Source organism: Caulobacter sp. SRI_008, from assembly GCF_057586355.1.
On the sequence record NZ_JBYCZS010000015.1, the window covers coordinates 131814 to 144112 of the forward strand.

Annotated in this window: 11 protein-coding genes; 1 reads left to right on the forward strand and 10 read right to left on the reverse strand. The window is 69.1% G+C overall.

From position 1 onward, the window contains the following. The first annotated feature begins 54 nt into the window (after positions 1–54). Complete coding sequence (locus AC2YHT_RS15030) at positions 55–561, forward strand: winged helix-turn-helix transcriptional regulator (protein ID WP_487290595.1); 507 nt, start codon at positions 55–57, stop codon at positions 559–561. 176 nt (positions 562–737) lie between these two features. Here AC2YHT_RS15030 and AC2YHT_RS15035 read toward each other — a convergent pair whose 3' ends face one another. From AC2YHT_RS15035 to hisD, 10 genes are all read right to left on the reverse strand, one after another. Next, positions 738–1892: an alpha/beta hydrolase family protein gene (locus AC2YHT_RS15035; RefSeq protein WP_487290596.1), complete on the reverse strand. Its 1155-nt coding sequence runs from the start codon at positions 1890–1892 to the stop codon at positions 738–740. Positions 1893–2059: 167 nt separating this feature from the next. Next, entirely contained in the window at positions 2060–4345 is a 2286-nt protein-coding gene (locus AC2YHT_RS15040) for a TonB-dependent receptor (RefSeq protein WP_487290597.1), read from the reverse strand. 172 nt (positions 4346–4517) lie between these two features. Next, on the reverse strand, positions 4518–5294 hold the full coding sequence (locus tag AC2YHT_RS15045; protein WP_487290598.1) for an SDR family NAD(P)-dependent oxidoreductase: 777 nt from the start codon (positions 5292–5294) through the stop codon (positions 4518–4520). A gap of 4 nt (positions 5295–5298) precedes the next feature. After that, positions 5299–5733: a VOC family protein gene (locus tag AC2YHT_RS15050; protein ID WP_487290599.1), complete on the reverse strand. Its 435-nt coding sequence runs from the start codon at positions 5731–5733 to the stop codon at positions 5299–5301. Further along, positions 5733–6977, reverse strand: a complete 1245-nt coding sequence (locus AC2YHT_RS15055; RefSeq protein ID WP_487290600.1) for an MFS transporter — start codon at positions 6975–6977, stop codon at positions 5733–5735. Before AC2YHT_RS15055 ends, AC2YHT_RS15050 begins: the two co-directional genes overlap by 1 nt. A gap of 96 nt (positions 6978–7073) precedes the next feature. Beyond that, positions 7074–8144 carry a VOC family protein gene (locus tag AC2YHT_RS15060; protein ID WP_487290601.1) on the reverse strand — a complete coding sequence of 357 codons (1071 nt, stop codon included), beginning with the start codon at positions 8142–8144 and terminating at the stop codon, positions 7074–7076. Between the two features lie 224 nt (positions 8145–8368). Continuing rightward, positions 8369–9484: an FAD-dependent oxidoreductase gene (locus tag AC2YHT_RS15065; RefSeq protein ID WP_487290602.1), complete on the reverse strand. Its 1116-nt coding sequence runs from the start codon at positions 9482–9484 to the stop codon at positions 8369–8371. A gap of 54 nt (positions 9485–9538) precedes the next feature. Continuing rightward, on the reverse strand, positions 9539–10522 hold the full coding sequence (locus tag AC2YHT_RS15070; protein ID WP_487290603.1) for a fumarylacetoacetate hydrolase family protein: 984 nt from the start codon (positions 10520–10522) through the stop codon (positions 9539–9541). A 16-nt stretch (positions 10523–10538) separates the two neighbouring features. Next, on the reverse strand, positions 10539–11318 hold the full coding sequence (locus AC2YHT_RS15075) for an SDR family NAD(P)-dependent oxidoreductase (RefSeq protein ID WP_487290604.1): 780 nt from the start codon (positions 11316–11318) through the stop codon (positions 10539–10541). Between the two features lie 5 nt (positions 11319–11323). Further along, positions 11324–12299, reverse strand: a 976-nt coding sequence (hisD, locus tag AC2YHT_RS15080) for a histidinol dehydrogenase (RefSeq protein WP_487290605.1), incomplete at its 5' end; no start/stop codon positions are given.

Genomic DNA, 12299 nt, shown 5'->3' on the forward strand with positions numbered 1-12299 from the left:
TTTTTCGCCGTAAGACGGCACATTATTGTTCCCATCCTCGGGAGGATTCGCCGCATGGACGCCCAACAGCCGCCGCGCGCCCTGGACGCCGTCCAGGCCGAGATCGGCCGTATCCTGAAGGTCGATTTCAAGGGCGATGCCCTGGTGGCGGCGATCCGGCCGCTGGCGGATCTCGCCGCCGACCAGGCGCGCAACGGCGGCGACCGCAGCGATCCCATGCGCGAAGTGTTCGCCCGGGTCGGCGACCGCTGGAGCCTGTTGCTGCTGCTGATCCTGCGCGGCGGGACCTTCCGCCACGCGACGCTGCGGCGGCTGGTGGGCGTGCTGTCTTGGGAAGGCGCGATCTCTCAGCGCATGCTGACCCTGCGCCTGCGAAGCCTGGAGCGCGACGGCCTGATCGGCCGCACCATCACCCCGACCGTGCCGCCGCGCGTGGACTACGCGATCACGCCGCTGGGCGAAGGCCTGCTGGCCGAGGTCGAACGGCTGATGGACTGGGTGCGCGCCCACAACGCGGCGATCCGCGCGGCGCGGGTGCGGTTTGACGAAGCGGAGGAATAGCTCCTTCTCCCCTTGCGGGGGAAGGCGTCATCCGAAGGATGACGGATGAGGGGTCTCTCAGACATGAGACGCCTCGCCCGGCACGACCGCCGTCGCGGTTTTGAGGTTTGAGAGACCCCTCACCCGACCCCGCTCCGCGGGGCCACCCTCTCCCGCAAGGGGAGAGGGCAAGAACGCTATTTCATCGCCGCGAACGTCTCGGCCACCCAGTCGGCGATCCAGTCGCGGGCGTTGGCGACGTTGTCGAGGCTGGAGTGCTCGACGCCCTGCTCTCGGGCGCCGAAGATCTTCAGCTCGCGCTTGGGACTAGCCGTCAGCTGGTCGTAGCTCTGGTGGGCATATTCCAGCGGGATCTGGCGGTCGTTCTCGCCGTGGGTGACAAGGAACGGCACGGCGATCTTCTCCATCACCCCGTTCAGGGTGACCTGCTCGGCGATGGCCATGAAGTCGTCGACGGTCTCGCCGCCCCAGACCCAGCGCACGTGCTCCCAGTAGTGCGGCACGGGCATGTCGCCTTCGCGGGCCAGGCGGCGCTTCTGCATCTCGCCCCAATTGTGGTTGGCGCCCCAGACGACGCCGAGCGCGAACCTCGGCTCGAAGGCCACCGCGCGCGGGGCGTAGTAGCCGCCGAGCGACACGCCGTGCATGCCGATGCGCTTGGGATCGACCTCGGGAACGGTGTCCAGCCAGTCGACCACCTTGGAGGCCCAGCGCTCGGTGTCGAAGACGGCCTTGAGGTCGTGCAGGCGCAGGGCCTCGCCCGTGCCCGGCTGGTCGATGATCAGCGAGGAGACGCCGCGCGCGGCCAGGGCGTCGGGTTCGCGGTTGAGGAACAGCAGCTCCTTGACGCTGTCGAGGCCGTTGACCTGCACCAGGCACGGCGCGGGACCGTCGACGCCTTGCGCCTGGACGAACAGGCCGGCGATCACGCCGCCCTCATAGGGGATCTCGACCCGGCGGCAGTTCTGGCGGCCGTGCTCGCAGCCCAGCGAAAAAGCCTCCAGCGCCCGGGCGTAGGTGGCGACGCGGCGCACCGAGCCCCGGCTCTGCATGCGCTCGGCGGTGAAGTAGTAGAGGGCCGCGCGCAGCAGCTTGGGGCCGGCCGACAGGCGGCGGCCGGCGGCCAGATCCTCTTGGGCCAGATCCCACAGGGTGTCGGCCATGGCCGCCCAGCTTTCCATGAACTCGACCGTGCCCGCGTCCCCGCCGCGCGTGGCCGCCTCGCGGATCGGGCGGCACATGGCGTCGACCTCGCCGACCTGGCCGCCGGATTCCAGGGCGATGCAGACCGACAGGTTCCAGACGTAGTTGCCGGGGAAGTACTCGAACATCCTGAGGGTCTCCTGGTGCTTTCCAGCGGTCTTAAGCGGGCCGGCGGAAACGGAAAAAGCGCTTGTGCCCATGGCCGCCATCGGCGGCGCCGATAGCTGCGGGGCCAAAGAAAAAGGGACGCGCCGCCCCCCCCCCGACGCGTCCCGGCAAGTTCGATCGAGAGCGATCAGTACTTGGCCGACAGCCGCACGCCCCAGGTGCGCGGGGCGCGCAGGACGCTGTAGGAGATTCCCGTCGTGAACGGCTGCAGGTAGGCGTCGGTGAAGACCGCCTCGTTGCCGACGTTGTGCACGTAGCCCGCCAGCGACCACTTGCCGCCGGGCGCGGCGTAGGTGACGTCGAGGTCGTGCATCCAGTAGGACGGCTGTCGCTCGTTGGGCACGTAGTCGATCGCCAGCCAGTAGGCCGCCGACCAGGTGGTGTGGGCCGAAGGCGTGATCGAGCCGCCATTCGGCAGGTCGAAGCGGTGCTCGTAGCCCAGGTTCACCAGCCATTCGGGCGTACGCGGCATGCGCTTGCCCGAGCAGTCCAGCGTGTAATCGCCCGAGGTCTGGGTAGTGGTGGCGCAGCTGGTGATCGCCGCCGGCAGCGAGGCCGAGCGGGTGTAGCTGAACTCCTTGTAGGTCGCGTGCAGGTACTGGACGTTGGCGGTCAGCAGGTCGCGGGCGGTCAGCTTGAACTGGGTGTCCAGATCGACGCCGTAGATCTCGGCCTTGCCCGAGTTCTCGGTGATGTTGGTGAAGCCGGCGGGCGGATTGACGATCGGCCCCAGGTGGCTTTCCTGGTGGTCCTTGTAGTCCCAGTAGAAGACCTCGGCGTTGACCTGCAGGCGGCGGTCGAGGAACCGGTTCTTGGAGCCCACCGCGTAGGCCGTCAGCTTCTCGGGCTCGTAGGTGTTGGGCGCCAGCGCGGCCCAGAAGCCGCCGGCCTTGGTGGCCGTGCTGACCGATCCGTAGAGCAGCGAGTCCCTGGCGACGTCGTACTCGAAACCCAGCTTCCAGTCGGTCGAGCGCCAGGTCTTGTCGCCGGCCACCGGGAAGATGCAGGTGTCGGTCGCCGTCGTGTCGCCCTCGTAGACATAGGTCGTCGAGAACGTGCCCTGGTTGGTCGCCGAGCAGTAGGTGGAGTTGGCGACGCTGGAGCTGGACACCCCGCCGACGGCGAGCGTTCCGTGCTGCGTCTTGGTCTCTTGGGTGTAGCGCAGGCCGGCTGTCAGGCGGAAGGCGTCGGTGACGCTGTAGGTGCCCTGGCCGAAGGCGGCGTAGGAGGCGTCGGTCAGGCTGTCGAGCACGACGCGGTTCTTGTTGAAGGCGCCCTGGTTGACCGTGAAGTCGGTGCGCTGGTCTTCCTTGTAGGCGTAGAGGCCGGTGACCCACTTCAGCTTGCCCGCCTCGCCCGACAGGCGCGCTTCCAGCGAGCGCTGGATCTGGTGGTCGTTGGGCGAGAAGTAGAAGCCGGGGCGATAGGTGACGTAGTCGGCGTCCTGGCGGGTCTGGTTGGCGATCACCGTCAGGTCGGCGAAACCCAGGCGCCAGTTCAGCTCGCCGCCGAAGGCGTAGAATTTGTTGTTCACATAGCCGTCCGAGCCGATCGAGGCGATCAGGGCCGAGGGCGGACCGGTGTTGGACAGCAGGTAGGCGTTGGCCGCCGCCGTGCTGGGACCCGTCCACGGATTGTCGGGATCGACCAGCGGCACAGGCACCGCGCCCGGCCCCTTGCCGCCGATCTGGGCGTAGCTGGCGCCCAGCAGCAGCGAGACGTCGTCGGTCGGCGCCCAGAGGGCCTTCACGCGGACAGCATCGACATTGGCGTCGTCGTAGCCGTCCGACAGGTAGCCGTCGCGCCGCACGCTCTGGCCGGCGATGCGCAGGGCGAAGGTGTCGCTGACCGGCACGTTCAGATAGGCGTCGGCCCGGCGCAGATTGTAGTCGCCGACCTCCAGCGAGCCCCCTGCCCCGAAGTCGAACTTCGGCTTGGCGGTGATGATGTTGACGGCGCCGCCGGTGGCGTTGCGGCCGTAGAGGGTGCCTTGCGGGCCCTTCAGCACCTCGACCCGCTCGAGGTCGTAGAACACGCCCTCGGTGGCCGGCAGGCGGCCAATGTAGACGCCGTCCACGTTGAAGGCCACGGCCGGGTCGGCGTACATGTTGGTGCCGTAGGTGCCGGCCCCGCGGATGTAGATCTGGGTCGAGGGACCGCCCTGGCTGATCTGGATGCCGGGGGCGACGCGGTTGAGGTCCTGGGCCTGGACGACGGAGGCGCGCTCCAGCTGCTCGGCCCCGAGCGCGGTGACGTTCACCGCCGCCTTCTGGATGGTCTCGTTCTTGTGCTGGGCGGTGACGACCACCTCGCCCAGCTCGACAGTATCGGCGGACTTCTGGTCCTGGGCCATGGCCGCGCCCGCGCTCAGCGCGGCGAGCATGGCGACCGACGTCAGCAAGCTGACTCGCATCTGCATTCCCCTTGTTTCCTTGCGGCCGCCGCCCGCGTCTGACGCGCGGTGCGAGGCGGCCTATCCCTTTGTCTGCAAAGGCTATGACGACCATCGTTCGGCGACAAAACGTTGCTTCGGATAGGCGCCATCGGCGCGACGGATGAACGTCGCGCCGGGTCTCGTCAGGCCCTCACCAGGCCGTCGCGCCGCCGTCGATGGCGTGGTCGGCGCCGGTGATCCAGCTGGACTCGTCCGACGCCAGAAAGGTCGCCAGCCAGGCGACGTCCTCGGGCTGGCCCAGGCGCTTGATCATCTTCTTGCGAAGGACTTCGGCCTCGAAGGCCGGGTCGGCGACGACCGGCGCGGTGGCCGCCGTGACGATCAGGCCCGGCGAGATGGTGTTGGCGCGGATCCTGTGCGGTCCGCCCTCCATCGCCAGCTGGCGGGTCATGGCCAGCACCCCGCCCTTGCCGGCGCAGTGGGCCAGGGCGCCCGAGCCCTGCAGGGCCTGACGGGCGTTGGCCGAGGCGAAGTTGACGATCGAGCCGCCGCCCCGCGCCACCAGATGCGGCCAGGCCGCCTTGCAGGCCAGGAAGACGATGTCGAGCTCGCCGGTCATGGTCCTGCGCCAGTCGGCGTAGGTCATGTCGTCGATGAAGGCGAAGATGCCCATCGCGGCGGCGTTGACCAGGATGTCGATCCCGCCGTGCAGGGCCACGGCCTTGTCGATCAGGGCCTGGGCGCCGGCCTCGGTCGTGAGGTCGCAGGGGTGCAGGCTGTCGAAGGCCAGGCCCTCGGCCTTGGCCTCCTCAGCCGTGGCCTGCGCGGCGGCCGCGTCGATGTCGCAGCCAATGACGCGCGCGCCGTGGCGGGCGAACATCAGGCCAACGCCCTTGCCGATGCCGGCGCCCGTGCCGGTGACGACCGCGACCTTGCCGGCCAGGCGGTTGGAAAGAAGCGTACTCATGCGCTCAGAGGCTCCCGGCTTCCCCGGCGGGGATCGGCCCCTCCACGAACTCGATCAGGTTGCCGGCCAGGTCGCGGATGAAGCAGGCCGAGCCGTGCGGCATGGTCTTGACCCAGACGATGTCGGCCCCGCGCCCTTTCAGCTCCTCCGACAGGGCGACGACGTCGTTGGCGACGAAGGCCACGTGCTTGTTGCCGTGGGTGTGGACGTCGCGGTCTGGGATGCGGCGGTCTTCGGGCAGCGGCGCGGCGTTCGGCACCTCGAACAGCTCGATCCGCAGGTCGCCGTTGGCGATCATCGCCACCTGGGCGGGGATGGTCGGGATCGGGAACCGACGCTCGACCTTGAAGCCGAGGACGCGGTCGTACCATTCGACGGCGGCGTCGAGGTCGGGGACGCTGACGCCCCCATGGTGGAAGCCGTACTTGAACTGGCTCATCAGAGGCTCACCTGGGCGATGGATTGCGGCTTGCCGCCCTTGGCCGCCAGCATGGCGATCAGGGTCAGGACGGCGGCGACGAGGCTGGCCGCCCCAATCACCTGGAAGGTCGGCAGGATGCCGCCCACCGACTTGCCGATCAGCGGCACCAAGAGGCCGCAGACAAACTGCCCCAGGGCGAAGGTCGATTGCCACACGCCCATGCCGCGCGCTCGCACAGCGAACGGCAGCCCGCGCGTGGCCCAGGTCAGCATGGTCGGCAGGATCATGCCGCCGCCGATCTGGTTGAGGGCCGAGGCGGCCACGAAAGTAGTCTCGTTGGACGCGTGGGACATCAGGATGAAGCCGACGCCCAGCAGGGCGAACTCCAGCAGCATCAGACCCCGCAGCGGCAGGCGCGGCGACAGGATCCAGAACGACAGGGTGCCCAGCGGCACGGCCAGGCTGGCGATGGCGGTCAGCAGGCCGATGCGGGCCGGATCCTTCACGCCCAGCGCGAACAGCGCCGTGCTGAGCTGGATCTGCACGGTGTAGAACATGGTGGCCGCGAACAGAGTGACGGCGCAGACGCCGAGCATGAACTTCCACGGGAAGCCCGCCCAGCTGAGCGACGGGCGCTGGGCCTCCTCGCCATCCCCCTCGCCGGCCGCCTCCTGCCGCGAAGGCTCCCAGGTGAAGGCGATCACGCCGACCATCAGCACCAGCGGGAACAGATAGACCAGGAACGGCCCGTGCCAGCCGAAACGGCCGGCCGCGCCGCCGATCATCAGGAACAGCACGGCCGAGACCGAGGCGGTGCCCGCCTGGGCGGCCAACCAGCGGTCGCGGGTCTCGCCCCGGAAGAGGTCGGCGATCAGGGTGGTCGACAGGGTCATGACCACGGCCTCCATGATCCCCACTACCACGCGGGTGGCCAGGATCGCCCAGAGGTCGCGCAGGAAGAACGGGGCGACGCCGAAGGCGGCGTAGATCGCCATCGACCAGATCAGCAGCCGGCGACGGCCCACCGAGTCGCCCAGCATCCCCGCCAGCGGCGAGAACAGGGCGATGCACAGCGAGGGCATGGTGACCACCATCGGCGCCAGGAACTCGATGCCCGGCACATGGGCGAAGGCCTGCATCAGCTGCGGGATGATCGGGGCCACCAGCAGCGCCCCCATCACCGAAAGCGTCACGGGCAGAAGCAGGCTGAGGCCCTGGACGGGCCCGGCCCGCCGGGCGGCTGGGGCGGAAGACGTGGTCACTGACTGTCCCTCTCTAATGTCTTTTGTCGCGAGCCCGTCTTTGTTCTCTGGAGCGCGACAGTCGCCGGAACCGTTGTCGGCACAGGCTGTCGCGCTTTAGATCGCGTGCTCGTCTTCCTCAGTTAGCGTGTCGAGCTTGTCCGGAAGATTTCCGTTTTTGTCGCCGACGCCCCCGGGGCGTCGGAAAGGCTCGAGCGAGCGACGGTCGGCGTCGAACTGCATGTCCCAGGCGACCTCGCCCTCCCAGAAGCTGGGTGTCCTGGTGGCCCACAGTAGCGAGCCGAACTTCCAGTCCCAGACCCGCGGAACCCAGTTGTCGTCGAGATAGTCGGTGTCGACGTGGTACTCGGCCTCGCCGCCGTTCGGGTTGTCGAAGTAGTAGTAGATGGCCGACGAGATGCGGTGGCGCGACAGGCCGCCGGAGCTGTTCTGGCTGGTGTTGGTCCAGCCCTTCTGCTGCATCTGGTTCACGCCGAGCATCAGCTCGTCGATGTCTTCCAGGCCGAAGGCGATGTGCATGAAGCCCGGATCGTCGGGGGCCACCGGCAGGGCCGTCGAGACGAAGAAGATGCTGTGGTGCTCGTGGGTGCCGTCGGCGCGGGCGAAGGCCCCGGCGCCGCGCGAATGGTCGGTGTAGCGGAAGCCCAGGCGTTCGATGAAGAACTCCAGGCTGGCCACGTAGTCGTGCACGAAGAAGACCACGTGGTTGATGGTCTTGGGCAGGCAGCGCCGACGCCATTTGCGGTGCAGGTTCAGGCGCTGGATGTTCCCCGGCGCGTTGACCGCGTCCGGCTGCGAGACGACCTGGCGTTTGTTCCAGACCTTCAGGCCGATCGGCATGCCGTCATCGCAGAAGAAGTGGGCCGCGCCGTCGGCGTCGAAGCTGATCTCGCGGTCGCGCGACAGGTCTGCGACCAGGGCGTCGAAGGACTCCTGGGTGTCCACGCCCCAGATGGTCTCCTGCATGCCGACCTTGCCGGCATAGGTCGCGGGCGAGCGCGGGTCGCCGCGGCGGCGGACCACGATCTTCGACCCGCTGGCCACCTCGAACACGCTCTCGTCGTCGGTCCGCGACAGCGGCGTCAGGCCAAAGTCGGTCCAGAACCGCGTACAGAGCTCAAGATCGTCCACGCCGAAAATCGCGCTCTCGACACCCAGAATCGCCATGCCCTACTCCGTGAACGGGTCCGGACGCGGCGCCCTGCGCCTTGCCGTCCTCCCCGCTGGCTTCTTGTTCTCCTTGCGAACAGACCACCCGGGCGAGGCGGCGAGAAATCCATTGTTCGGATTGGAGGTATCGCGGCGGCCGGGCCTCGCGGGACGCTCCAAAAGAAGCGCCCGCCCGGCGGGATCGCCGGGCGGGCCAGGTCGGAGACGACGCGGGAAAAGGGTCAGATGGCCTGGCGCAGGGCCGTGATCGAGGCCGCCATCAGGGTGTTGTGCTCCTGCGGCGAACCGCCAGTCATCTCCAGTTCGCCCAGGCGGACGGAGTTCTCCACCACCATCCGGCAGCGGTCGAAGCGGCGGCCGGTGAAGCGTTCGAGCGCGGCCTCGACCTCGCCGCCGCGCGCCAGTTCTTCGGCCAGGACCACGGCGTCCTCGACCGCCATGCCGGCGCCGGAGGCCAGGTGGGGGGTGGTGGCGTGGACGGCGTCGCCGATCAGCACCACCCTGCCGACATTCCAAGGCGGCGGCTGCAGCAGGATCTTCAGCGGCCGGTAGTTGATGGTCGGGTTAGCCAGCACCCCTTCGCGAATGCCTGGAACGATGCCGCCGAAACCCTCCATCAGGGCGTGCAGCCGCGCCGGCTGGTCGGCCAGGTCGATCCACGGATCGTCGGGCGTATGCTCCAGCAGGAACATGTACACGTGGGTGGGCGAGACGGGGTTGAAGCCGATCTTGCGGTCGCCGCCCATGTAGAAGTGCGAGCGGTCGAAGCCCGGCGGACGCTCGGCCAGCAGGCGCCAACAGGCCTGGCCGGTGAAGCGCGGCTCCGGAGCTTCGGGGAAGATCGCCTTGCGAGTGGCCGAGAAGATGCCGTCGGCGCCGATGACGAGGTCGTAGGTCCGTTGCTCGCCGTCGCTGGTGGCGACCTCGACGGCCTCGCCCGCCGGATGCAGGGCCTCGACCGTGACGCCGAGCCGGACATCGACCCCGACCTGGCGGGTCGTCTCCGACAGCACCGCGTGCAGCACCGGCCGCATGACGCCGCCTGTGGCGGGGATGCCCTCCTCGACCGGCGTGGTCGAAAGGTCGGCGATGAACTCTCCGGTCTTGGAAAAGACCGTGCCGCCGCTCCAGGCCGCGCCCTGGGCCAGCACCGCGTCGAGCACGCCCACGGCGCGCAGGGCCCGCAAGGTCGGCCCGGTGATGGTGATGCCGGCGCCGTAGACGCGCCAGGCCGGATCCATCTCGACCAGATCGACCGCCGCCCCGCTCCGCCGCAGCAGGATCGCCGCCGACATGCCGGCGATGCCGCCGCCGATCACCAGAACCTTGCCGACCATTTCCTCGACCCTTTTTACGCTTCTTGTCGCGCTTATCGTTATTGGGGACGGCTCTCAGGCTCTTGCCTGGACCGCCTTCTGCTCGATCGCTCCGAACACCGAAGCGCCGGCTTCGTCCAGCACCTCGATGCGGACGGTGTCGCCAAAGCGCATGAAGCCGGTCTTCGGCTCGCCGTGCTGGATCACTTCCCAGCCGCGTCGCTCGGCGATGCAGGCCGAGCCGACCTTGTCGGGCGCGCCCTCCGAGACGGTGCCAAAGCCGACGATGGTCCCGGCCTTCAAGGCGCGGGTGCGGGCGGCGTGGACGATGAGCTTGGCGTAGGTGAAGTCCATGGCCGCGCCGCTGGGCCGGCCGAAGGCTTGGCCGTTCCAGGCCACCTGCACCGGCAGCTCCACCCGGCCGTTGGCCCAGGCGGGGCCTAGCTCATCGGGCGTCACCGCGACCGGCGCGAAGGCGGTGGCGGGCTTGGCGTGGATGGGGCCAAAGCCGCGCATCATCTCGAAGCGTTGGAGCGTCCGCAGGCTCCAGTCGTTGGCCAGCAGCACGAGGCGAACCGCCCCTTGCGCCTCCTCGTCGGTCGCGCCGATCGGGACGTCGCCGGTGACGACCGCGTATTCGGCCTCGAAGTCGATGCCGTCGGCCTCGTCGACGAAGGGCGCGTCCTGCATCGGGGCCAGGAAGGCGTCGGAGCCGCCCTGGTACATGATCGGCACGACGTCGGCCTGGGGGATCGGCGGGATGCCGAACGCCTTGTCCAGCAGCCGGCCGTGAGCCAGGAAAGACGATCCGTCCAGCCACTGATAGGCGCGCGGCAGCGGCGACAGGGCCTCGTGCGGATCGAAGGCGAAGGCGTCCTGCGCGGTCCCGGCGTTGAGGACGTCGGACTGGGCCTGGAGCGCCGGCGCCAGCGCGTCCCAACGGTCCAGCGCCGCCTGCAGGGTCGGCGCGGCCTGCGCGAAGACGGCCGTCTTCAGGTCGCGGGAGACGATGACCAGGCGACCGTCGAAAGTGTCGGACTTCAGGGTGGCGAGCTTCATGCGGTGATCCTTGAACTCAATCTGCGGTCCAGCCGCCATCGACCACCAGCGAGGAGCCGGTCATCAGGGCGGAGGCGTCGGAGGCGAGGAAGACGATGGCGCCCATCAGGTCCTCGACCTGGCCCAGGCGCCCGAGCTTGATCTTGGCGAGCACGCTGGCCAGGAACGCCTGGTCCTCGAAGAACGGCCTCGTCAGCGGGGTCTCGATGAAGGTGGGGGCGATGGTGTTGACGCGGATGCCGTGCGGGGCCAGGTCCAGGGCCATGGCCTTGGAGAGGCCCTCCAGCGCCCACTTGCTGGCGCAGTAGAGCGTGCGGTTGGGACCGCCGACATGACCCATCTGCGAGGTCATGTGGATGATCGAGCCCTTGCCCCCCGCCTCCACCATCCGCTGGGCGGCGGCTTGGGCGACGAAGAAGGCGGCCTTCAGGTTCAGATCGAGCACGGCGTCGTAGTCCTCGACCGTGACCTCCGTGAACGGCTTGGGGCGGTTGGTGCCGGCGTTGTTGACCAGGATGTCGAAGGCCGGACGGCTAGCGAGCGCCGTGCGAACGGCCTCGACGTCGCCGACGTCCAGCACCAGAGCCTCGGCGGCCCCGCCCTGCTCGCGGATGGCCTGGGCCGCCGCCTCGATTTCGCCGGCCGAGCGGGCGACCAGGGTGACGGCCGCGCCGGCGTCGGCCAGGGCCGCGGCGGCGGCCAGGCCGATGCCTCGCCCCGCCCCGGTGACCAGGGCCCGGCGGCCGTCCAGCCGGAACGACGGCGTGCTTGGCAACACAAGAGGGGGCAGCTCCATCGCCCCTATTCCGCCGCCAGCACGGGCGAGGCCGCGCCGGCATAGGGCACCTCGCGATGGCCGTAGCGGCGCACGCGGATGTTGGCCTGCTCGCCATGGCCGGCGAAGCCTTCCAGAGCGCACAGCCGCGAGCAGTACTCGCCGACCAGCGCCGAAGCCTCGTCGGTCAGCACCTTCTGGTAGGTGCAGGTCTTGATGAACTTGCCCACCCAGAGGCCGCCCGTGTAGCGGGCCGCCAGCTTGGTCGGCAGGGTGTGGTTGGTGCCGATCACCTTGTCGCCGAACGAGACATTGGTGCGCGGGCCCAGGAACAGCGCCCCGTAGTTGGTCATGTGCTTGAGGAAATAGTCCGGGTCGCGGGTCATCACCTGCACGTGCTCGGAGGCGATTTTGTCGGCGATCTCGACCATCTCATCGTCGCTGTCGGCGAGGATCACCTGGCCAAAACTCTCCCAGGCCCGGCGGGCGATGGCGGCGGTGGGCAGGATCTCGAGCAACTTCTCGACCCAGGCGATGGTGTCTTCGGCCAGCTTGCGCGACGTGGTCAGCAGGATGGCCGGGCTGTCGGGGCCGTGCTCGGCCTGGCCCAGGAGGTCGGTGGCGCAGAGCTCGCCGTCGACGGTGTCGTCGGCGATCACCAGGGTCTCGGTGGGGCCGGCGAAGAGGTCGATGCCGACCCGGCCGAACAGCTGGCGCTTGGCCTCGGCGACATAGGCGTTGCCGGGACCGACCAGCATGTCCACCGGCGCGATGGTCTGCGTGCCCAGGGCCATGGCGGCCACGGCCTGCACGCCGCCCAGGGTGTAGATCTCGTCGGCGCCGGCCATGGCCTGGGCGGCGACGATGGCCGGGGCCGGCTTGCCGCCGAATGGCGGGGCGCAGGTGACGACGCGCGGCACGCCGGCCACCTTGGCCGTCAGCACCGACATGTGGGCCGAGGCCAGCAGCGGATACTTGCCGCCCGGCACGTAGCAGCCGGCC

What these genes read in the sequence shown, in the direction of transcription:
- AC2YHT_RS15030 (WP_487290595.1), top strand. Translation starts at nt 55, where the DNA reads ATGGACGCCCAACAGCCGCCGCGCGCCCTGGACGCCGTCCAGGCCGAG.
- AC2YHT_RS15035 (WP_487290596.1), bottom strand. Translation starts at nt 1,892, where the DNA reads ATGTTCGAGTACTTCCCCGGCAACTACGTCTGGAACCTGTCGGTCTGC.
- AC2YHT_RS15040 (WP_487290597.1), bottom strand. Translation starts at nt 4,345, where the DNA reads ATGCGAGTCAGCTTGCTGACGTCGGTCGCCATGCTCGCCGCGCTGAGC.
- AC2YHT_RS15045 (WP_487290598.1), bottom strand. Translation starts at nt 5,294, where the DNA reads ATGAGTACGCTTCTTTCCAACCGCCTGGCCGGCAAGGTCGCGGTCGTC.
- AC2YHT_RS15050 (WP_487290599.1), bottom strand. Translation starts at nt 5,733, where the DNA reads ATGAGCCAGTTCAAGTACGGCTTCCACCATGGGGGCGTCAGCGTCCCC.
- AC2YHT_RS15060 (WP_487290601.1), bottom strand. Translation starts at nt 8,144, where the DNA reads ATGGCGATTCTGGGTGTCGAGAGCGCGATTTTCGGCGTGGACGATCTT.
- AC2YHT_RS15065 (WP_487290602.1), bottom strand. Translation starts at nt 9,484, where the DNA reads ATGGTCGGCAAGGTTCTGGTGATCGGCGGCGGCATCGCCGGCATGTCG.
- AC2YHT_RS15070 (WP_487290603.1), bottom strand. Translation starts at nt 10,522, where the DNA reads ATGAAGCTCGCCACCCTGAAGTCCGACACTTTCGACGGTCGCCTGGTC.
- AC2YHT_RS15075 (WP_487290604.1), bottom strand. Translation starts at nt 11,318, where the DNA reads ATGGAGCTGCCCCCTCTTGTGTTGCCAAGCACGCCGTCGTTCCGGCTG.